This is a genomic window from Pantoea sp. X-Soil-TKNS-1207 (assembly GCF_059730485.1).
Genome location: NZ_AP035958.1, coordinates 2,015,701 through 2,035,382, shown reverse-complemented (window position 1 = coordinate 2,035,382; position 19,682 = coordinate 2,015,701). Strand labels below are relative to the sequence as shown.

The 19,682-nt window shown below is 60.1% G+C and carries 20 protein-coding genes; 6 read left to right on the top strand and 14 right to left on the bottom strand.

Annotated elements, in window-relative coordinates; all coding sequences use genetic code 11:
- Nucleotides 1-111: 111 nt before the first annotated feature.
- The 9 genes from AC6I8V_RS09565 to AC6I8V_RS09525 form a co-directional block, all read right to left on the bottom strand.
- Nucleotides 112-696: a YceI family protein gene (locus AC6I8V_RS09565; protein WP_497845624.1), complete on the bottom strand. Its 585-nt coding sequence runs from the start codon at nucleotides 694-696 to the stop codon at nucleotides 112-114.
- A gap of 136 nt (nucleotides 697-832) precedes the next feature.
- Nucleotides 833-3,139: a pyrroloquinoline quinone biosynthesis protein PqqF gene (pqqF, locus tag AC6I8V_RS09560; protein ID WP_497845623.1), complete on the bottom strand. Its 2,307-nt coding sequence runs from the start codon at nucleotides 3,137-3,139 to the stop codon at nucleotides 833-835.
- Complete coding sequence (gene pqqE, locus AC6I8V_RS09555; RefSeq protein WP_497845622.1) at nucleotides 3,139-4,281, bottom strand: pyrroloquinoline quinone biosynthesis protein PqqE; 1,143 nt, start codon at nucleotides 4,279-4,281, stop codon at nucleotides 3,139-3,141. The genes pqqF and pqqE overlap by 1 nt, the downstream gene beginning before the upstream one ends.
- Nucleotides 4,268-4,546 (bottom strand): pyrroloquinoline quinone biosynthesis peptide chaperone PqqD, encoded by a 279-nt coding sequence (gene pqqD, locus AC6I8V_RS09550; RefSeq protein WP_497845621.1) that lies wholly within the window; start codon nucleotides 4,544-4,546, stop codon nucleotides 4,268-4,270. The genes pqqE and pqqD overlap by 14 nt, the downstream gene beginning before the upstream one ends.
- Before the next feature lie 4 nt (nucleotides 4,547-4,550).
- Entirely contained in the window at nucleotides 4,551-5,306 is a 756-nt protein-coding gene (gene pqqC / locus AC6I8V_RS09545; protein ID WP_497845620.1) for a pyrroloquinoline-quinone synthase PqqC, read from the bottom strand.
- Nucleotides 5,303-6,229, bottom strand: a complete 927-nt coding sequence (gene pqqB / locus AC6I8V_RS09540; protein ID WP_497845619.1) for a pyrroloquinoline quinone biosynthesis protein PqqB — start codon at nucleotides 6,227-6,229, stop codon at nucleotides 5,303-5,305. The genes pqqC and pqqB overlap by 4 nt, the downstream gene beginning before the upstream one ends.
- 56 nt (nucleotides 6,230-6,285) lie before the next feature.
- Nucleotides 6,286-6,357: a pyrroloquinoline quinone precursor peptide PqqA gene (gene pqqA, locus AC6I8V_RS09535; protein ID WP_010617686.1), complete on the bottom strand. Its 72-nt coding sequence runs from the start codon at nucleotides 6,355-6,357 to the stop codon at nucleotides 6,286-6,288.
- Between the two features lie 149 nt (nucleotides 6,358-6,506).
- A complete protein-coding gene (locus AC6I8V_RS09530; protein WP_497845618.1) occupies nucleotides 6,507-7,535 on the bottom strand; it encodes a dipeptidase in 1,029 nt (342 codons plus the stop codon).
- A gap of 77 nt (nucleotides 7,536-7,612) precedes the next feature.
- Nucleotides 7,613-8,545, bottom strand: coding sequence for an ABC transporter substrate-binding protein (locus AC6I8V_RS09525; RefSeq protein ID WP_497845617.1), 933 nt, complete (start codon nucleotides 8,543-8,545; stop codon nucleotides 7,613-7,615).
- Nucleotides 8,546-8,758: 213 nt separating this feature from the next.
- On the opposite strand from AC6I8V_RS09525, the gene leuA reads away from it, so the two are divergent.
- Nucleotides 8,759-10,444, top strand: coding sequence for a 2-isopropylmalate synthase (leuA, locus tag AC6I8V_RS09520; protein ID WP_497845616.1), 1,686 nt, complete (start codon nucleotides 8,759-8,761; stop codon nucleotides 10,442-10,444).
- Here leuA and AC6I8V_RS09515 read toward each other — a convergent pair.
- Both AC6I8V_RS09515 and AC6I8V_RS09510 read right to left on the bottom strand, forming a co-directional pair.
- Complete coding sequence (locus AC6I8V_RS09515) at nucleotides 10,395-11,177, bottom strand: AraC family transcriptional regulator (protein ID WP_497845615.1); 783 nt, start codon at nucleotides 11,175-11,177, stop codon at nucleotides 10,395-10,397. The two genes, leuA and AC6I8V_RS09515, sit on opposite strands and share 50 nt — an antisense overlap.
- 4 nt (nucleotides 11,178-11,181) lie before the next feature.
- Nucleotides 11,182-12,045: an NAD(P)-dependent oxidoreductase gene (locus AC6I8V_RS09510; protein WP_497845614.1), complete on the bottom strand. Its 864-nt coding sequence runs from the start codon at nucleotides 12,043-12,045 to the stop codon at nucleotides 11,182-11,184.
- Between the two features lie 219 nt (nucleotides 12,046-12,264).
- On the opposite strand from AC6I8V_RS09510, the gene pqqU reads away from it, so the two are divergent.
- The 3 genes from pqqU (at nucleotide 12,265) to AC6I8V_RS09495 (ending at nucleotide 15,190) form a co-directional block, all read left to right on the top strand.
- Nucleotides 12,265-14,388 carry a TonB-dependent receptor PqqU gene (gene pqqU, locus AC6I8V_RS09505; protein ID WP_497845613.1) on the top strand — a complete coding sequence of 708 codons (2,124 nt, stop codon included), beginning with the start codon at nucleotides 12,265-12,267 and terminating at the stop codon, nucleotides 14,386-14,388.
- A 131-nt stretch (nucleotides 14,389-14,519) separates the two neighbouring features.
- Nucleotides 14,520-14,771, top strand: a complete 252-nt coding sequence (locus tag AC6I8V_RS09500; protein WP_497845612.1) for a type II toxin-antitoxin system Phd/YefM family antitoxin — start codon at nucleotides 14,520-14,522, stop codon at nucleotides 14,769-14,771.
- Entirely contained in the window at nucleotides 14,771-15,190 is a 420-nt protein-coding gene (locus AC6I8V_RS09495) for a type II toxin-antitoxin system VapC family toxin (RefSeq protein WP_497845611.1), read from the top strand. The genes AC6I8V_RS09500 and AC6I8V_RS09495 overlap by 1 nt, the downstream gene beginning before the upstream one ends.
- 112 nt (nucleotides 15,191-15,302) lie before the next feature.
- Here the strand turns inward: AC6I8V_RS09495 and AC6I8V_RS09490 are convergent, their stop codons facing one another.
- From AC6I8V_RS09490 to AC6I8V_RS09480, 3 genes are all read right to left on the bottom strand, one after another.
- Nucleotides 15,303-15,854, bottom strand: coding sequence for an isochorismatase family protein (locus tag AC6I8V_RS09490; protein WP_497845610.1), 552 nt, complete (start codon nucleotides 15,852-15,854; stop codon nucleotides 15,303-15,305).
- 17 nt (nucleotides 15,855-15,871) lie between these two features.
- On the bottom strand, nucleotides 15,872-16,294 hold the full coding sequence (locus tag AC6I8V_RS09485) for a MarR family winged helix-turn-helix transcriptional regulator (protein ID WP_497845609.1): 423 nt from the start codon (nucleotides 16,292-16,294) through the stop codon (nucleotides 15,872-15,874).
- An 84-nt stretch (nucleotides 16,295-16,378) separates the two neighbouring features.
- Nucleotides 16,379-16,924, bottom strand: coding sequence for a helix-turn-helix domain-containing protein (locus AC6I8V_RS09480; RefSeq protein ID WP_497845607.1), 546 nt, complete (start codon nucleotides 16,922-16,924; stop codon nucleotides 16,379-16,381).
- 62 nt (nucleotides 16,925-16,986) lie between these two features.
- Between AC6I8V_RS09480 and AC6I8V_RS09475 the strand changes: the two genes are divergently transcribed.
- The gene (locus tag AC6I8V_RS09475) at nucleotides 16,987-18,198 is read left to right on the top strand and encodes a benzoate/H(+) symporter BenE family transporter (protein ID WP_497845606.1); all 1,212 of its coding nucleotides are present in this window, start codon (nucleotides 16,987-16,989) and stop codon (nucleotides 18,196-18,198) included.
- A gap of 152 nt (nucleotides 18,199-18,350) precedes the next feature.
- Nucleotides 18,351-19,682 carry an SrfA family protein gene (locus AC6I8V_RS09470; RefSeq protein ID WP_497845605.1) on the top strand — a complete coding sequence of 444 codons (1,332 nt, stop codon included), beginning with the start codon at nucleotides 18,351-18,353 and terminating at the stop codon, nucleotides 19,680-19,682.

Genomic DNA, 19,682 nt, shown 5'->3' with positions numbered 1-19,682 from the left:
GGTCGGTATAAATACCGGATGATTTATCTGGTCTGGTCGGCATAAATGCCGACCCTGCGATATCCGGATGATCACTGTTGTAGGGTGCGCATTTATGCGCACCTGGTCGGATTATTTGGCGTACGCTTCGGTTGAAATGGTCAGCGTCACATCGTCGCTGACTGCCGGAACGTATTTGTCCAGTTTGAAGTCAGAACGCTTGATGGTGCCGGTGGCATCAAAACCAATCGCCTGTTTCTTCACCATCGGATGCATACCCTGCTGATTCAGCGTGGCATGTAACGTAACCGGTTTGGTGATGCCTTTCAGCGTCAGATTACCTTCCACGTCAAACTTGTTGTCGCCCTTCGCCACCACTTTGGTGCTGTGGAACACCGCTGACGGATATTTAGCGGTATCGAAGTACTCTTTGCCGAGAAACTCTTTGGTCAGTGCCGGGACATGGCTGTCGATCTGGCTGATCGGCAGGGTAACGTCAACGCGTGACTGCTCCGGGTGGTCCTTATCAAATACCAGCGTACCTTTGCTGTTCGGGATGTCTGCCGTCGGATGGGAGAAGCCGAAGTGGGTCCAGGTCACAATCACTGACGTGTGTTCCGGGTTCAGGTCGTAATGCATGGCAGCAGCCTGCGACAGCGGTGCATACAGAGTGGCAGCGGCCAGCAGCGGCAGAGCAAAGCGTGTAACGTTTTTCACCAGGTGTTCCTCTTTGTTCAGAATATTCCATTGAGTGTCCGGTATTACGCCGCGCGGTAACAGTGAAGAGTTTTGGACTAATTTTTCAAAAAAATTCAGCAATATCAACAGGAAACAGTTTCTCCCAGGGACAGTTTCATTTCTGACCTAACGCAAACAGAACCCGCCATTTCCGTCGCGCCCGCAGCAGGTGCTGATGCAGCTGCTGCAACGACGTCAGATTCAGCGCATCAATCGCCTGCGGTGTCAGCCGGGCTAAGCCCTGCTGCTCACGCAGCGCCTCAAGCGCGACGTCGGCGTTGTCCGTTGGGCCAGCCTGCCCCCGTAGCGTCTGTTGCAGGGCCGCAGGATCTACGTCAGCGAATGCCAGCGAGCGCAGAAAGCGTTTGCAGTGGCCGAGCAGCGCACGCCACGGCATATCCGGCGACTGCAACGCCAGCAGAATGCCATCCACATCCGCCACGCGCTGATACCGCGCCGTCACCACATAACCAATCTGTTGTTCCACACGCAGGCGCTGGAAAAAACGCGGTTCATAAATCAACGCCAGCGCACGCAGCGTTGCCAGCGCGCGATCATCCGCTGCCGCCAGCGGCATAAACAGCAACAACGCCTGATCGCTGCCCGCGCAGCGGACTGGCGTGACGCCATGATGTAACGCTGGCGGGAGGGTCGCTGTCGCGGCCGGTAAAGGGCTGAGAAGCCGCGCCGTTGCCCCGGCCAGTGCCGTCTCCGGGCCACACCAGGCGGCCAGCCACGCTGGCAAGGTGGACGGTGCCAGCAACTGCAACGGCAGCGCCGCCAGCAGCTGGCGAATGGCGATGCCGTCAGCATCAGTCACCGGTTGCAGCGCAGGCGGCGCGCTCAGTGCCTGTACCGCCTGATCGACAGCGGCGCACGCGGAGCGAGGATCGTCCGGCAGATGCAGCCGGAGCTGCCAGCTGCCCTGCGCCTGTTGCCAGCTGCCACCGCCACCCGCATGGCGCAGCGCGGCCAGCACCGGACGCAGCAATTTCTGGCGCGCCAGCGCGTCCTCATCGCTCAGGGTGTGATAAAACGCCGGACGCAGCAGCAGGGTTTGCTGCGGCTGCACAGGCGCCACGCGCAGCAACGGAAAACGCGCCTCCGGCAACAGGCGCTCGGCCTCCTGTGACGCCAGCGGATAAAAGCGGAAGGATAGCGCACCGTCCGGCGGTGCCGCCTCGTCGGGCCAGTCGGCAACGGCCAGGCGGAATCCCTGCGTATCATGCGGCCGGGAGCCGAGCTGCTGCCGGGTAAGCAGGCGCACAACCCTGGCCTGCTGCAACAGGGTGATAAAAGGCGCAACGTCAGACACCTCACCCGGCGCGAATCCCAACGCCCAACCGCGCAGCTGCTCCAGCGGGGCGAGCTGCGCGAAATCCTCACGCGCCAGCCGGGCATAATGCTGGCGTTGCGCTGCGCTGGTCTGGCGCAGCGCGGCCAGCTGCTGGCGGAAAATCTGTTCGATGCGCTGCGCCTGGTGCGGCGTGAGGCTGCGCGCGCTGAACTTCATCGCCAGCCAGCTGTGCTGCGTATCACGCCACAGCCACTGCACGCTAAGGGATTCGCATAATCCCGCCGCTTGCAGTGTCGCCAGCAGGCTGTCGGGCGCTTCATCGAGCCAGATGCGTCGCAACAAAGTGACATTGTCACGTAAAGTCGTCATTTCGCCCGGCAGCAGCAGCGTCAGCCAGAAACTCTCTTCGCCGGGCAGCTGCAACTGACGCCGGGCGGTGACGCCCGGCTGTGGCGGCAACGCCAGCACTGGCGCGTCACCGGGCAACAGTTGCTGACCATACTGCGCCGCCATCGCCGCCAGTTCATCCAGCGACTGCGGCCCCTGCAACCACAACATCATATTGCCGCTGCGGTAAAACTGCTGATGGAACGCAATCAGCGCCTGTCGCAGCTGTGTGACGTTGTCACCAAAAACCGCCTGACTGCCCACGCGAAAACGCCGCAGCTGACCGGGCGCGTCCAGCAAATCCAGCAACGCCGCCTCGCTGAGCGTCGCCGCATGGCGCTGCAACAGCCGATATTCGGCATCGATAACCGCGCACTCCTGACGGATGGCGTCAGGCGTCAGCAGAGGGGCCGCCAGCATCGACACCAGCCGCGCCACACCGGCGTCGAGCGCGCTGGCAGGTACCTGAAAGAAGAAAGCGCTGTGGCTGAGCTGCGTGGTGGCGTTGACCTGGCCGCCCTGCTGCTGCACCCACGGCATCAGACGCTGCGCGTCCGGGAAATCGTGGCTGCCGCAGAACAGCAGATGCTCAAGCAGATGCGCCAGCCCCGGCCAGCGATCCGCTTCATGCAGACTGCCCGCCGCCACACGCAGCAGCGCGGCAGCGTTACGGGCATCGGGCTGGTGATGCAGATGGCAGCACAGGCCGTTCGTAAGCCGAAGGCTGCGCGTGGTCATCAGATGATGCGCTGCTTGTAGATCAGCTGAGAATTGGTGCGATTGCGGAATTGCAGCTGGGCAATTTTGATATCGCTACAGCTGGCTTCACGGCGGGCTTCGAGAATTTTGTCGTGATGCGGCGATTTGCTGCATACCGGATCGGCATTGTCGGCGTTGCCCGTCAGCATATAGGCCTGGCAACGGCAGCCGCCGTAGTCCTTCTCTTTCTCGTCGCACGAGCGGCACGGTTCCGGCATCCAGTCATAGCCGCGATAGCGGTTAAAACCAAACGAGTGATACCAGATATCCTCCAGGCTCTGCTCCAGCACCGACGGGAACTCCACCGGCAGCTGACGCGCGCTATGGCACGGCAGCGCGGTGCCTTCCGGCGTGACGCTAAGGAAGATCGCGCCCCAGCCGCCCATGCAGCCTTTCGGGCGTTCTTCGTAATAGTCGGGAGTGACGAACAGCAGATTGGTCAGGTTGCCGCTGGCCGTCATGCGCTCACGATACTGGTGCACAATCTCTTCGGCGCGCGCAATCTGCTCACGCGTGGGCAGCAGCCCCTGACGGTTAATATGCGCCCAGCCATAAAACTGGCAGGTGGCCAGCTCAACGTCATCTGCTTCCAGCTCGATACACAGGTCGATGATTTTATCGATCTGGTCGATATTGTGGCGATGCAGCACGAAGTTCAGCACCATCGGATAGCCGTGTGCTTTTACCGCCTTCGCCATCTCCAGCTTCTGCTGGAAGGCTTTTTTCGAACCGGCCAGCGCGGCGTTCAGCGTCTCATCACTCGCCTGGAAGCTGATCTGGATATGATCCAGTCCGGCGTCGGCAAAGGCGTCGAGTTTGTTCTGCGTCAGGCCGATACCGGAGGTGATCAGGTTGGTATAGAAACCCAGATCGCGGGCGGCTTTGATCAGTTCCGGTAAATCTTTGCGCGTCAGCGGTTCACCGCCGGAGAAGCCGAGCTGCACGCTGCCCATGGCGCGTGCCTGACGGAACACCTCAATCCACTGTTCGGTGGTCAGCTCTTTTTCCTGCTGGGCAAAGTCGAGCGGGTTGGAGCAGTACGGACACTGCAACGGGCAGCGATAGGTCAGCTCGGCCAGCAGCCACAGCGGCGGCGTAACGCCTGGTTTATTCGGGTTCACGACACTGGATCCATTTCTGTTCAACCGCTGACAGCAAAAACGCTTTCACGTCTTCATCCACGCCGCCTGCTTCCGGGAAGCGCGCGTTCAGCGTAGCGATAATTGCGGCGACATCCTGTTTGCCGGTAACCAGTTCAAGGATGGCGGTAGCGGTTTCGTTCAGCTTCGCCATTCCTTCCGGGTACAGCACCACATGGCTCTCCTGCGCCGGTTCCCATTGCAGGCGATAGCCACGGCGGAAGGCAGGGATCAGGTTATCTTTCATGTTGTTATACCAGTCGGGTGGTGTGCCAGGCCGCCTTATCGGTGACCGTATGGTAAGGCTGACGTTGCAGAGCGTAGGCCATAGTCATGGCATCAAGCATGGTCCACAGGATATCGAGCTTAAATTGCAGGATTTCCAGCATACGGTTTTGCTGTTCCGCGGTGGTGAAAATCTCCAGCGCCAATGCCAGTCCATGCTCCACATCGCGGTTCGCCTGGCTCAGACGGCTGCGGAAGTAGAAATAGCCTTCCTCTTTGATCCACGGATAGTGCTGAGGCCAGCTGTCGAGGCGCGACTGGTGAATCTGCGGCGCGAACAGCTCGGTCAGCGAGCTACAGGCCGCTTCCTGCCAGTTGGCGCGACGGGCAAAGTTCACGTAGGCATCCACAGCAAAACGTACGCCCGGCAGCACATGCTGCTCCGACAGCAGTTCTTCACGCGTCAGGCCTACCGCTTCGCCCAGCTGTAGCCAGGCTTCAATTCCGCCTTCATGACCATTGCTGCCATCGTGATCGAGGATACGCTGTACCCATTTGCGGCGCGTGGCCGGGTCCGGGCAGTTCGCCATGATCGCCGCGTCTTTCAGCGGGATGTTGGTCTGATAATAAAAGCGGTTCGCCACCCAGCCTTTAATCTGCTCCGGCGTCGCTTCGCCGTTGTGCATGGCAATGTGGTATGGGTGATGAATATGGTAGTAGGCACCTTTGGCGCGCAGAGCCTGTTCAAAGGCGGCTGGCGTCAGGGCTTCAGTAATGATCACGTTGAAGACTCCTGCAAATGAATCGCCATCCCATCCCAGCTGACTTCAATGCCCTGCTGCGTCAGGAACTGGCGCTGCGGTGACTGCTCGTTAAGGATCGGATTGGTGTTGTTAATATGAATCAAAATTTTGCGTCTGGCGGGCAATGACGCCAGCAGCGCCATCAGCCCCTGTTCTTCCGCCAGCGCTAAATGGCCCATCGCTTTGCCGGTATTTTTCCCGACGCCGGTGGTCAGCAGCTCATCATCCTGCCAGACGGTACCGTCAATCAGCAGGCAGTCGGCTTTTTGCAGCCACGGCATTATCACCGCATCCGGCTCGCCGAGGCCCGGTGCGTAAAGCAACGTCTGGCCGCTGGCGCTGTTTTCAATAAATAACGCCACGTTGTGGCCCGGCAGCGGACGATCGCGGAACGGCGAATACGGCGGCGCGTTGCTGAGAATCGGGATGGCGGTAAAGACCAGGTTGCGGCAGACATCAACGCGGAACGGTTCCAGCGGCGTCAGCGCGCGATGCTGCAAACCGCCATTCCAGTGTTGCAGCATGGTAAAAATCGGGAAGCCGCTGGTAAGGTCAGCGTGGACTTCAGGGGTGCACCACACCTGATGCGGGCAGCCTTCACGCAGGCTGAGTAAGCCGGTGGTGTGATCGATTTGGCTGTCGGTAAGAATGATGCTGCCAATCGCCGTGCCGCGCAGGACGCCCTTTTTGTTCAGTTCTGGCGTATGGGCGATCTGCTGGCTGATATCGGGTGATGCATTACACAGCACCCAGTCTTCGCCATTATCACTGACGATAATCGATGACTGAGTCCGCGCCTGCGCCTGGAGGGTGCCGTTGCGCAGGCCGCTGCAATTGGCGCAGTTACAGTTCCACTGCGGAAAACCACCGCCCGCCGCCGAACCGAGAACTTTAATAAACATGAGAAATGACCGGAGAAAGAAAACAAAATGCCCGCACGAATGGCGGGCAGAAGGTCTTAGCGGTTGGAGATGTACAGAGTCACTTCCAGGCCCAGACGCAGGTCAACAAATTCAGGTTTTTTCCACATAATATTCTTCCTCAAAGTGTCATAACGCAGAGATAACTCTGCATGAAATATTGCCGCAGGACGAATTCTCCTGCCAGCAACGCACAACGGGGGCTGATGTTGCGCCAATGTGACCAACAGATCAACCCTGATTCGGTAAGGGAATTGTGTTATTCCCGCCAAATCTGTTTCAGTACCCGCTGCCAGTTACCCCAGGTAATTTGCTCCAGTAATGACTGATCATAGCCAAACTCGCGCAACTGCGCGCAAAGTCGCGGCAGCCCGGAAACATCTTTCAGTGCCTCTGGCGCGCTGATACCGTCGAAATCGGAGCCAAAGGCAACGTGATCGCGCCCCATTATCCCGATTAAGTGATCAATATGTTTAACAATTTCGATCAGCGGCGTATCGCTGTCGCGTTTACCATCGGCGCGTAAAAAGGCGTTACCAAAATTCACACCGACTACGCCGCCACTGTCACGGATGGCGCGCAGCTGGTCGTCAGTCAGGTTACGCGGCTGCGGACAGAGCGCATGGGCATTGGAGTGTGTCGCCACCAGCGGCGCGGCGGAGAGCCGTGCGGTATCCCAGAACGCTTTTTCGTTCATATGCGAGACGTCAATCAGCATCCGCTGCTGGTTTGCCAGCGCAATCAGCCTCTCTCCGGCGGCGGTAAGGCCGGGGCCGCTGTCCGGCGACGCAGGAAATGATCCCGTGACGCCGGTACCAAAGCGATTGGGCAGATTCCAGAACGGCCCGATACTGCGCACCCCGGCCTGATAAAATGCCGCCAGCGCTTCACCCTCGCCATCAAAGCCGTCTGCGCCTTCAATATGCGCCACCAGCGCCAGCACGCCCTCAGCACGACACGCGGCGATATCCGCCGTGGTCAGACACAGCCGCGCGCGCCCTTCGGCTTCCGCAGCGAGGGTTTTCAGGATCGCCAGCTGCTGCCAGAGAATCTCCAGCGGTTGCCAGCGCTCCTGCGCCCGCTGCGGCGCCACCTGCTCGATATACCGTTGCGGCGGCACAAATAAGGCAAACAGGCCACCGGCAAAGCCGCCCTGCTGCATCCGTGGATAATCAAGATGGCCGTTTTCGATACCGGAGAAAAACGCCTCGGCCGGGGCGTCGCGGTGATGCAGCCACAGATTTAGCAGCAGATCGTTATGGCCGTCGAAGGTCGTTAGCGATGTCATAGAATGAGATGGGCGAAACAACATGCGGCTATGCTACGCGCGCCGCGCGGTTTCGCCAAATCAGGGCGCACAAAGCGTTAGTTTTGCGCCACCTGTAAGCCGTGGAAGAAGGTGGGTTTCACATCAAGGGTCTGCTGAATCAGGCCATATTTCTGATAGAAATCCGCCGTTGCCTGCTGCTGGGCGATGGTGCCTTCATCGATGCTTTGCCAGTGCGACTGGCGACGCGAGAAGGATTTTTCTGCCGCCGCCGGCGGGAAGCCGATGATTTTCGCCAGGGTCGCCGAATAGGCGGTAACGTGGCTGTTTGCCCAGCGATCCGCAGCCGCCAGGCGATTGACGTAATCCTGCAACGCTGCGCGTTTAGCCGCATCCTTCAGCGCCGCATCGGTGGCGGCAAGGAAACTATTGCCGGTGGAGAGGCCTTTGCCATCAATCAGCACCCGGCCGCTGTGGGTTACCTCCGCCAGCGCGGTGTAAGGATCCCAGGTGGCCCAGGCATCGACCGAACCGTTGAGCAGCGCAATACGCGCATCGGCGGGCGTCAGGAAGCGCCACTGCACATCTTTATCGCTCAGACCCGCCTGCTCCAGCGCTTTCAGCGCCAGGAAGTGCCCAATGGAACCGCGTCCGGTCGCGATGCTCTTGCCCTTCAGATCCGCCACGCTTTTCAGCGGCGAATCCGGGCTGACCAGCAACGCCGTCCCGACCGGCACCGATTTGCTCACCGCCACCGCCTGCACCTGCGATCCCGCCGCCAGCGAGAACAGCAGCGGCGCATCGCCGATAATGCCGGCGTCTACCGCCCCGGCATTCAGCGCTTCCGCCAGCGGCGCCGCCGCCGGGAATTCCGCCCACTCGATGTGATAATTAAGGTTATTCAGCTGCTGCGCGGCCTCCAGTTCGGCGCGCATATTGCCCTTCTGATCGGCGATGCGCAGCGTCACCGTGTCTGCCTGCACGCTGGCGCTTATCGCCAGCGCGATGACCATCAAAGTGATTCTTTTCATTCTGTTTTTCCCTTCCCGCGTAAAACCCCAGAGTAAACCGGAAGCGCGCAATCCGCCGATGCCGATTTCGCATGAGAATTGCCAGCGGGCGCATAACGGCAGACGCGCTATGCGCAGTGCGTTTGTCAGTTTTGCGCGCAGGGTTGTCAGCAATGGGCGAGCCTGCATGGGGTGTCATCAGACAGACTGACAACAGACAACAAGGAGAAACCCATGCTTACCCAACCCGCAGAGAAATATCGTCCGTACCCGGTTATCGAACTCCCGGATCGCCAGTGGCCCTCACGCCAGCTGACCGCCGCCCCGCGCTGGCTGTCGACCGACCTGCGCGACGGCAACCAGGCGTTAGCCACGCCGATGGATAGCGCGCGCAAACTGGAGTTCTGGCAACTGCTGTTGCGCTGCGGCTTTAAGGAAATTGAGGTGGCGTTCCCGGCGGCATCGCAAACCGATTTCGATTTTGTCCGGCTGCTGATTGAACAAAACCATATCCCGGCAGGCGTGGCGATTCAGGTGCTGACCCAGGCGCGTACCGACCTGATTGACCGCACCTTTGAGGCGCTGCGTGGCGCCCCCGTCGCCATTCTCCATCTGTATAACGCCACCGCGCCGCTGTTCCGCGAGCGCGTATTCCGTCAGAGCAAAGCGGAGATCATCGAGCTGGCCTGCGCCGCAACACGCCAGATCCGCGCGCGCTGCGACAGCGAGCAGGCTACGCAATGGACTTTCCAGTATTCACCGGAGACCTTCTGCTTTACCGAACCGGCGTTCGCGCTGGAGATTTGTGAAGCGGTGGCCGCCATCTGGCAACCCAGCGCGCAACGGCCGATGATCATCAACCTGCCCGCCACCGTCGAGGTGAACACGCCGAACGTCTATGCCGACCAGATTGAATATTTCTGTCGTCACTTCAGCCAGCGCGACCAGGTGTCGATCAGCGTGCATCCGCATAACGACCGTGGCACCGGCATCGCCTGTGCCGAGCTGGCGATGCTGGCGGGCGCCGATCGCGTTGAAGGCTGTCTGTTTGGTAACGGTGAGCGCACCGGCAACGTCGATATCGTCACCCTGGCGCTGAATCTCTACAGCCAGGGCGTCGCGCCGCAGCTGGATTTCAGCGATATCCAGCAGGTGCTGGAAGTGGTGACGCGCTGCAACCAGCTGCCGGTGCACCCGCGCCATCCCTATGCGGGCGAACTGGTGTTTACCGCGTTCTCCGGCTCGCATCAGGACGCGATCCGTAAAGGGTTTACCGAACGCGCACAGCGTGAGGAGATTATCTGGCAGATGCCGTATCTGCCGCTCGATCCGGCCGATATCGGATGCAGCTACGAAGCGGTGATCCGCGTGAATAGCCAGTCGGGCAAAGGCGGAGCCGCCTGGCTGCTGGAGCAGAATCACGGTCTGCAACTGCCGCGCGGTCTGCAACAGGATTTCAGCCGTGTCGTGCAGCAGCAAACCGATGCACACGGCCAGGAGATGACCCACCACGCGCTGTGGCAGCTGTTCTGCGAACATTACGGCCTGACGCAACCGGCGCGGCGGCTGCTGGAAGCGGAAAGCCACAGCGATGAGACCGGCGAAACGCGCCTGAAAGCGCGTCTGCAACAGGGATCGCAGCAGGTGACGCTGGAAGGGAAAGGCAACGGCCTGCTGTCAGCGGCGGCGACGGCGTTGCGTCAACGCTACGGCCTGTCGCTGAGTATTGAAGATTATCACGAGCATACGCTGGGCAAACGCAGCGACAGCCGATCGGTAACCTACCTCAGCTGCATCAATACGCGCGGTGAACGCGCCTGGGGAGTGGGCATCGATAATGACGTGGCGCGCGCATCCCTACAGGCGTTGCTTAACGCTGCCCACGCTTTTCTGCCGCAGGAAAGTAATTCGCTGGCGTAACGCCCAGCAGACGGCGAAACATCGCGCTGAAGGCGCTGGGACTGTCGTAGCCGAGGTCCAGCGCCACCGACAGCACGGTTTCGCCCTGCGCCAGCCGGGTTAACGCCACGCTAAGCCGCGCCCGTCGCACCCAGTCGCTGAACTGCAAACCGGTTTCGCGGCTGAAATGACGCGCCAGCGTTCGCTCCGCCACGCATAACACCGTTGCGGCCCGCGCCAGCGTCCAGTTTTCGCCCGGCTGCTGCTGGATCTGCTGGCACAACGTCAGCAGACGCGGGCTTTCCGGCCACGGCAGACCAAACGGCAGCACATCCATCACGCGGATTTCATCCAGAATCAATTCGTAGATGCGTTCCGCGCGGCTGCCCGCAGCATAGTGCTCCGGCAGCGCAATGGCGCTGACGATCAGTTCACGCAGCAGCGGCGAGATCTGCACCACCTGGCAGCTGGCGGGCAGATCGGCGCGCGCCAGCGGATCGACAAACACCGTGCGCGCCGCTACCTGCCCAATAATCTGCAACGCATGGCGGGTGCCGGCAGGCAGCCAGACGCCCCGACTCGGCGGCACAATCCAGCTGCCGTGCTGGGTCTCCACCTTCACCACGCCGCTCAGGGTGTGGATCAGCTGCGCGCAGTCGTGGTAGTGCCAGGGTTCCGCATCCCCATGGGCATAGTCATGGGCATAGGGCACCAGCGGACGGCTGGCGAAACTGAAGTGGAGCCGCGCGGTCATCGCTTTACTTCTTCAGAAACTGATAAACGGCCGCCAGATCCTGCTCGCCGTAACCGGCGTCCACCGCCTGCTGCCAGACGTCCACGATGTTTTCCAGCGCAGGCAGTTTCGCCTCACCCGCGGCATCCAGCGCCAGGCGGGCATCTTTCAGCGCCCAGATCAGGTGCATTTGCGGGCTGTAATCACCGCTGGCGATCATGCCGAGCTTCATTTTGGCGTAAGGCGCCGCCAGCGGGCCGCCGTCCAGCACTTTCCACAGGTCATCGGTGCTGAAGCCAAACTGCTCCGCCAGACGGGTACTTTCCGCCAGGCTCTGCATCAGGCCAATCAGCCAGCTGTTCACCACCAGCTTCATACGCGAACTGGCCCCGGCCGCGCCGAGCCACTGGGTGCCTTTACCAATCGCGGCAAATACCTGTTCTGCCGCCTGGGCCTTGCTCTGATCGCCGCTCGCCATCACCAGAATCTGCGCGTTTTCCGCCGGTGCTTTGGTGCCGGAGACCGGCGCATCGATAAACACCACATCCGGGCGCGCTGCTGCCAGCTCAGCAATCAGCGCGTCGGTGGCCTCAACCCCGATGGTGCCCATCTGGCAGACAGTCGCGCCCTGCTGCAACGACGCCTGTGCGCTGCTGAATACCTGGCGCGTGGTATCGCCATCGGACAGCATGGCGATCACCACATCAGCGCCACTCACCGCTTCGCTTGCGCTATCGCTGAGGATCAATCCGGCCGCCAGCAGATCTTCGCCACGGGCGCGCGTACGGTTCCAGCCGCGCACCACAAAGCCTTTTTTCAACAGGTTAGCGGCAAAGGCATGGCCCATTGCGCCCAGTCCCAGTACCGCCACCACAGGTTGCTGACTCATCTTCACTCCCTTTTAGGATTTCGCACAAAAGCAGTAGCCTGACAGGAATTGCGCCATACAGCCAGGCCAGAGGTGCGGTGAAAAAACATTTTTAAACCCAGCCGCTGGCAATAAATGGTCATACTATTAACGCTTTTCAAACAACAGAAAAAACATTTAACATATGCGGCACTATGTTCCATCCGGTTCATTTCACTTCTTTTGTTACGGTCTTTCATAATGAAAATAGCTTTAGTGCGTCAGGCGTTGTGGCTGGGGCTGCCTGCGATCTTTCCGTTGCCGCTGCTGGCAGCCGACGATGCCAGCAATACCATGGTAGTGAGTGCCGCCCCGGCCGATAGCGGTTTATCGGAACTTGATACCCCTGCCGCGGTGAGCGTGGTGTCCGGCGAGGATATGCGCCATGCGGCTCCGCGTGTCAATCTGTCGGAAAATCTCACCGGCGTGCCGGGCCTGCAAATCCAGAACAGACAAAACTATGCGCAGGATCTCCAGATTTCCGTGCGCGGCTTTGGCTCCCGTTCCACCTACGGCCTGCGCGGTATCCGCATGTACGTGGACGGCATCCCCGCTACCATGCCCGACGGCCAGGGCCAGACCTCCAACGTGGATATCGGCTCCATCGACCATGTCGAAGTGTTGCGCGGTCCGTTCTCGGCGCTGTACGGCAACTCCTCCGGTGGCGTGATCAACGTTGCCACCGAAACCGGCCAGCAGCCCACCACGCTGGAAGCCAGCAGCTGGTTCGGCAGCTACGGCAGCTGGCGCAACAGCGTCAAAGCCAGCGGCGCGACCGGCGATGGCACCCATGCCGGTGACGTCAACTACACCATTTCCGCCTCGCGCTTTACCACTCACGGCTATCGCGATCACAGCTCGGCAGAGAAAAACCTCGGCAATGCCAAACTTGGCGTGCGTATTGATGATGTCAGCACCCTGACGCTGCTGTTTAACAGCGTGCATGTTGATGCGCAGGATCCGGGCGGATTGACACCGTCCCAGTGGGAACAGAACCCGCGCCAGGTGGCGAGTGTGGTAGATCAGTACAACGCCCGCAAAACGGTCGACCAGACTCAGGGCGGCCTGCATTATCAGCGCCAGATGAGCGAAAACGACGATCTGAGCGTGATGATGTACGCGGGCGTGCGCGAAACCACGCAGTACCAGTCGATTCCTGCCAGCGCCCAGACCAACCCGGCGCACCCCGGCGGCGTTATCTCCCTCACCCGCCATTATCAGGGCATCGATACGCGCTGGACGCACCGCGATACGCTGTTCAGCATTCCGGTGGCAGTCACCGGCGGTCTCGATTATGAAACCATGACCGAGCGCCGCAAAGGCTACGAGAACTTCACCACCAGCAATGGCGTCACTGACTACGGCGTTGAAGGCAATTTGCGTCGTAACGAACGCAACCTGATGTGGAACCTCGACCCTTATCTGCAAACCGCCTGGCAGCTGACCGATAAATGGTCGCTGGACGCCGGGGTGCGTTTCAGCACGGTGAATTTCGACTCCAACGATTTCTACATCACGCCGGGTAACGGTGACGACAGCGGCAATGCGACTTACCATCGCTGGCTGCCTGCGGCAGCCCTGAAATACGCCATCGACAACAGCTGGAACGCCTATATCTCAGCGGGACGCGGTTTTGAAACGCCGACCATTAATGAGCTGTCTTATCGTGCCGACGGCCAGTCCGGTCTTAACCTCGGCCTGAAACCCGCCACCAGCGATACCGTGGAAATCGGCACCAAAAAACGCATCGGTTACGGCCTGCTGAGCGCAGCGATTTTCCAGACCGACACCGATAACGAGATCGTGACTGACACCAGCAGCGGCGGACGTACCACTTACAAAAACGCCGGGGAAACCCGCCGTCGTGGTCTGGAACTGGGTCTCGATCAGCAATTTGGTGAAGACTGGCGTCTGAAAGCGGCATGGACCTTACTGGATGCGCGCTATCGCACCAACGCCTGCGGCACCGACAGCTGCGACGGCAACCGCATCCCCGGCATCGCACGCAACATGGCCTATGCCGGGTTGTCCTATACGCCCGATCAGGGCTGGTATGCCGGTGGTGATGTCCGTTATATGAGCGATATCGCCGCTGACGACGAAAATGATGTGAAAGCCCCGGCCTACACCGTGGTGGGCCTGAACACCGGTTATAAGTGGCTGGTACAGAACTGGACGCTGGATCTGTTTACCCGCGTCGATAACCTGTTCGACCGCAACTACATCGGCTCGGTGATCGTCAATGAAAGCAACGGCCGTTATTACGAACCGGCACCCGGTCGTAATTACAGCGTGGGTCTGACGGTGAGCTACGCCTTTAATTAACGCGCACTGCCGTTCACGACCAAAGCCCTGCCGGACGTTTTATCTGGCAGGGCTTTTTTTTGCGTGAATATTGTTCACATGCGGTCACTGCTTTAGAATGTAGCAACGTCACTACTTTAATGAGGGGCTATATGACAGTGACCAAAATCAGCAGTCGCGCCTTCAACCAGGAGGTTTCGCGAGCCAAAAAGGCGGCGGAAGCTGGCCCGGTGTATATCACCGATCGCGGCAAACCTGCCCATGTTTTGCTGACTTATGATGATTATAAAAAGCTGGTCGGATCGCACCGAAGCATCGTGGATTCACTGGCTATGCCAGATGGGCTGGATATCGACTTCGAACCTGAGCGTGCAACCATCATTAACAGGGATGTTGAATTCTGATGCGTTATCTACTGGATACTCACGTCATTTCTGAACTACGTAAGGCAGGGACGCCAAAAGCCAATGCGCAGGTGATTGCCTGGGCTGCGACCATCGATGCGGAGGAGATGTTTATCTCGGCCCTTACGCTGATGGAGATTGAGAAAGGCATACTGAAATTTGCCCGCAAAGATGCCGGGCAGGCACAGCATTTACAGCGCTGGTATCAGGAACGGGTGCTTACTGAATTCGCCTGGCGCACCCTGCCTGTCGATAGCGCCATTGCCCGCCTGTGTGCCCAGCTGCACATCCCCGACGAACGTCCGGCTACCGATGCGTTGATTGCCGCGACCGCCATTCATCACGATTTAATTCTGGTCACCCGTAATGTGCGGGATTTTGCGGGAACCGGGGTGATGCTATTGAATCCGTGGGAATAACGCTTAGAACCGCACATTTGCGTAGCGGCGCGATTTATCGCACGTTTTAATCCATTACATAAAAAAACAGCGCGATAAATCGCGCCGCTACGTTAGATGCAACTATTGACGCTTACGCCAGCAGCGCCAGCACGTCTTCGGTTGAACCGGTTTCGCCCAGACGTGGGAAAATACGTTCCACGCTGTTGTTGTGGGTGTCGATGTTCAGACAGGTCATAGCATCGGTTGCCAGCGTGACGTTATAACCCAGCTCGTACGCCTGACGCGCAGTGGATTCAACACCGATGCTGGTCGCGATGCCGCACACTACCACCTGAGTCACGCCGCGCTGTTGCAGCTGCTCGTGCAGACCGGTGTTGTGGAACGCGCCCCAGGTTTTCTTGGTGACGCTGATGTCGCCCGGCTGCGGGGTCATTTCTGGCACCAGTACCGCCCAGTCAGCAGGCAGTTCGCCGCTGTGACGCGCCTGCTCATTACGGCCCGGCGCACCGCCCGCCACGTTCACCAGTACCACCGGCAGATTTTTCGCGCGGAAAGCGTCGGTCAGGCGTGCTGAACGTTCGATCACCACTTTCGCATCGTGCGCGGTGGGCAGCGCGACAATCCCGTGTTGCAGGTCAATCACAATCAGGGCGGTGTTGGCATCTAAAGTCGTTAAAGCCATGTTGAGTCCTCTCAGGATTATTGGTCGGCAAGTCGTTGCAGTAAGGGGATGGCCGCCAGCAGCGTCTGCTGTTCCTGCGGGCTGAGCGTCGCCATGCTTTGCACCAGCCAGTCATCTCGCTGGGCGCGGTTGGCAGCCACCCGCTCGCGGCAGGCCTCGGTAGGATAGTAGCGGGTTTTGCGACCATCATGCGGATCGGCTTCCCCCAGCACCAGGCCCACCGCCAGCAAACTGGCTACCGTCGCCCCCATTGACTGGGTACGCACGCCTTCTGCCGCTGCCAGCTCGGTCACCGTCATCGCGCCATCGCGCACCAGATAGCCCAGCACCGAGACCTGCGACCAGGTGAGATCGCCCGGCGGCGCCGATTCACGCAGGCGGCGTCCCAGTTTGCCGTTGACGCTACGCAGTGCCGCCGCGGCGCTGTTCAGATCGCTCATGGCGTCTTCTCCCTTACAATGAAGCGCGAGTATATAAATACGAAGGCAAACTTTGTAGTTTACCTTCGTATCAATTTGTAAGCCTTACGACCGATGCGGGTAGTGGATCAGGCTGTGAAAGCGCAGCGGCGTGCTGCGCGGGTTGCGGTAACTATGCGGTTTATCGCCCGCAAACTGGCTGGCATCACCCGGTTGTAAACGCCGCCAGGTGCCTTCCACCCCCAGCAATAACTCCCCTTCCAGCACCACCACCTGTTCAATCACCCCGGCTTCATGCGGCGAGGAATCACTCTGCGCGCCCGCCGCCAGCGTCACTTCCAGCAGGTCAAAACGCAGCTGTTCATCGTAAGGCAACAACGATTTTGCCTGCATCTGCGCGTTGGTCTGGCTGAAGGTGGCTGACGCGCCCGGCGGTTGTTCGCCGCCCTGAATAAAGAACGAAAACGGCACGTTAAAGCCGGTGGCGATTTTCCACAGCGTCGCCACCGTGGGGCTGGACTCACCACGTTCGATTTGGCCCAGCATCGCCTTGCTGACGCCGGTGCGTTCCGCCGCCAGCGTTAAACTCCAGCCATTCGCCTGACGCAGCTGTTTCAGCGCCAGGCTCAGATGTTGATGCAGATTTTCCATGAGATCTCCTGACAAACCCGCGCGCAGTGTAGCACTTGTGCGCTATAGCGTCCCATGCAACAATGTGCGTTATAACGCACAAATGGACCCCTTCAATGATAAGTGCCACCCCGCGCAGCGCATTTTCGCTGCCGATGTTGATCTCCGGTTTTATCGCCGTATTGATTGGCTACAGTAGCTCGGCCGCGATTATCTTTCAGGCGGCACAGGCGGCCGGTGCCTCTCAGGCGCAGATTGGCGGCTGGCTTTCCATGCTCGGCGTGGCGATGGGGGTGGCGTCGCTCGGCTTGTCGTTATGGACGCGGATGCCGATTCTGGCGGCCTGGTCAACGCCCGGCGCCGCGCTGCTCGCCACCAGCCTGCATGGCCTGACGATAAATGAAGTGATTGGCGTGTTTGTCTTCACCAATGCCCTGATTGTGCTGAGCGGCGTTACCGGTTTGTTTGCTCGCCTGATGAACCACATTCCGCAATCGCTGGCGGCCGCCATGCTGGCGGGTATCCTGCTGCGTTTCGGTCTCAACACCTTTACCGGTTTGCAGGGTAATTTTGCGCTGTGCGGCAGCATGTGCCTGGTATGGCTGCTGAGCCGCCGCTGGCTGCCGCGTTACGCGATTATTCTGGCGCTGGTCAGCGGCGTGCTGGTGGCGCTCGGACAAAACGCCATCCACTTTCCCGCGCAGGCGCTGACCCTCAGCGTGCCTGAGTGGATCACCCCGCATTTCAATCTGGCGGCGCTGATTGGCGTCGGTTTGCCCTACTTCCTGGTGACGATGGCTTCGCAGAATGCGCCGGGCATCGCCACCCTACAGGCCCACGGCTATCAGCCTCCCGTTTCGGCGCTGACTGGCTGGACCGGGCTGCTGGCGTTGGTGCTGTCGCCTTTTGGCGGTTTCTCGGTGTGCATCGCGGCGATTACCGCCGCCATCTGCATGGGTGACGATGTTGATCCCGACCCGTCGCGACGCTGGATGGCCTCAGCGCTGGCCGGTTTCTTCTATCTGCTGACCGGTTTTACCGGCGCGCTGATTGCCGTGCTGTTCAGCGCCCTGCCGCAGGTGTTGATTGCCACGCTGGCCGGTCTGGCGCTGCTTGCCACCCTGTCCGGCAGCCTGCATCGAGCGCTGGCGGAACCGCTGCAACGCGACAGCGCGATGGTGGCATTTCTGATCACCGCCAGCGGCGTATCGTTGCTGGGCATTGGTTCGGCCTTCTGGGGACTGGTCGGCGGTATGCTTACCCATTTGATTCTGCTGCCGCGCTCGCGCGCTTAAATTTTCAGCAACTTCTCGCCCAGCCGGGGAAAACCGCCCTGTTTTCCCCCTTATTTCCACCGTTTGATTTGCCCTCATTTGGCTTAAGATCACCACAATCGCCAAAAACCTTTGATTTTCAGCCTCAGGCAACCACCGATAAGGGCCAACGAGTGGCAAAAACTTTTCTGCGCAGCGGTAATCTGGACGCGGTACTGGCACTGGGTGAGAACGGCCAGCCGGTCTGGGCTTCTGCCCTGCAAATTCGCGAAACCTTGCGGCTGCGCCGCCAAACTACGCTGGCGAACTGTCTCGCCATTCCTCAGCCAAATGAACGCGGCGACCGCCTCGACTGGTACGCCCCGTTCAGCGGCAAAGTCCGTTCATGGCTGGCCGCCAGCGATTACGAACGCCGTCAGGCGCTGGAACAACTGACCCTGAATCAGCAGGATCTCCAGGCGCTGAGCCTGCGCGCGCGTGAAGCGGAAAATCCGGCAATGCGCCTGTTTGGCGCGCTGCTGAGCAAAACCCTGCAATTCCCCGATCAGCAATACGTTTATCTGGTGGATGGCAAGCCCGTGATTACCTTCTGGGGCTTTGTCGATCCCCAGGCACGCAGCCGTGATGATGCGCTGGCCTGCCTGCGTGACAGCCTCGACGAAGAACTGCCGTCGCTGCTGCCGGAACCGGTGGTGGAAGCGGAAGCGCCGCTGCTGCTGACGCAGGAGGAACCTGAAGAACCCGCGCCATCTGAACCTGCAGTGGTGGAGCCGGTCGTTGCGCCAGCCGAGCCTCTGCCGGTGGCGACCCCGCGCCGCGCACGGCCGCTGCGTCCGTTATTCCTGCTGCTGCCGGTAGCGCTGGCGGTGGCCGCCGGCACCGCATACTGGCTGCACCGCACGCCAGAGCCGGTCGCGCCGGTCGCTGCCATTACCCCGCCAGCCGTTACCCCGGCACCTGTGGTCAGCCAGCCGATCGCGCCGCCTGCGGTGCTGGTCCAGGCTGAGAAACTGGCGGCAACGCTGCCACAGACAAATGCTACAGTTACCGCACCGCAACCGGTGCCTGCGGCTGAGCCGTCTGCGCCCGTCATCCCGCCGCCCGTGGCCACCGCACCGGCCAAAGCCGATGATCTGGTGATCACCGCCGAAGATGTGCGCGTCGGTTCGGTACGTTTCCTGGATGGTCGCTGGCGTGTGACCCTGCGCCAGACCAACCTGCCAACCGGCAAACCGCCGAGCCTGCGTTATCAGATCCGCAATGGCAAAGGCACGGCGTTGATCACTCAGGGCGATGGCATTCGCTGTAAGGCGGATGTGACCGCCGCGATGACCAGCGCGGGCACTATGGTGGTACGCAGCCGTTACACCGCCAGCTGTAGCGATAAGTCGCGCTACCGGATGCCGGAACTGGTGTGTAAACAAGGCGATGGCATTGCCAGCTGTGACGCGCAATATGGCGCGGATCAGGTTTTCCCGTTGACGATTAAGCGTGAGAGTAAGTAA

Bases quoted from the DNA above. Each gene is read 5' to 3' on its own strand.
- pqqD (WP_497845621.1), bottom strand. From the start codon at position 4,546: ATGAAAGATAACCTGATCCCTGCCTTCCGCCGTGGCTATCGCCTGCAA.
- AC6I8V_RS09495 (WP_497845611.1), top strand. From the start codon at position 14,771: ATGCGTTATCTACTGGATACTCACGTCATTTCTGAACTACGTAAGGCA.
- AC6I8V_RS09485 (WP_497845609.1), bottom strand. From the start codon at position 16,294: ATGAGCGATCTGAACAGCGCCGCGGCGGCACTGCGTAGCGTCAACGGC.
- AC6I8V_RS09510 (WP_497845614.1), bottom strand. From the start codon at position 12,045: ATGAGTCAGCAACCTGTGGTGGCGGTACTGGGACTGGGCGCAATGGGC.
- AC6I8V_RS09500 (WP_497845612.1), top strand. From the start codon at position 14,520: ATGACAGTGACCAAAATCAGCAGTCGCGCCTTCAACCAGGAGGTTTCG.
- pqqB (WP_497845619.1), bottom strand. From the start codon at position 6,229: ATGTTTATTAAAGTTCTCGGTTCGGCGGCGGGCGGTGGTTTTCCGCAG.
- AC6I8V_RS09490 (WP_497845610.1), bottom strand. From the start codon at position 15,854: ATGGCTTTAACGACTTTAGATGCCAACACCGCCCTGATTGTGATTGAC.
- AC6I8V_RS09515 (WP_497845615.1), bottom strand. From the start codon at position 11,177: ATGACCGCGCGGCTCCACTTCAGTTTCGCCAGCCGTCCGCTGGTGCCC.
- pqqF (WP_497845623.1), bottom strand. From the start codon at position 3,139: ATGACCACGCGCAGCCTTCGGCTTACGAACGGCCTGTGCTGCCATCTG.
- AC6I8V_RS09530 (WP_497845618.1), bottom strand. From the start codon at position 7,535: ATGACATCGCTAACGACCTTCGACGGCCATAACGATCTGCTGCTAAAT.
- pqqU (WP_497845613.1), top strand. From the start codon at position 12,265: ATGAAAATAGCTTTAGTGCGTCAGGCGTTGTGGCTGGGGCTGCCTGCG.
- AC6I8V_RS09525 (WP_497845617.1), bottom strand. From the start codon at position 8,545: ATGAAAAGAATCACTTTGATGGTCATCGCGCTGGCGATAAGCGCCAGC.
- AC6I8V_RS09475 (WP_497845606.1), top strand. From the start codon at position 16,987: ATGTGCGTTATAACGCACAAATGGACCCCTTCAATGATAAGTGCCACC.
- leuA (WP_497845616.1), top strand. From the start codon at position 8,759: ATGCTTACCCAACCCGCAGAGAAATATCGTCCGTACCCGGTTATCGAA.
- AC6I8V_RS09480 (WP_497845607.1), bottom strand. From the start codon at position 16,924: ATGGAAAATCTGCATCAACATCTGAGCCTGGCGCTGAAACAGCTGCGT.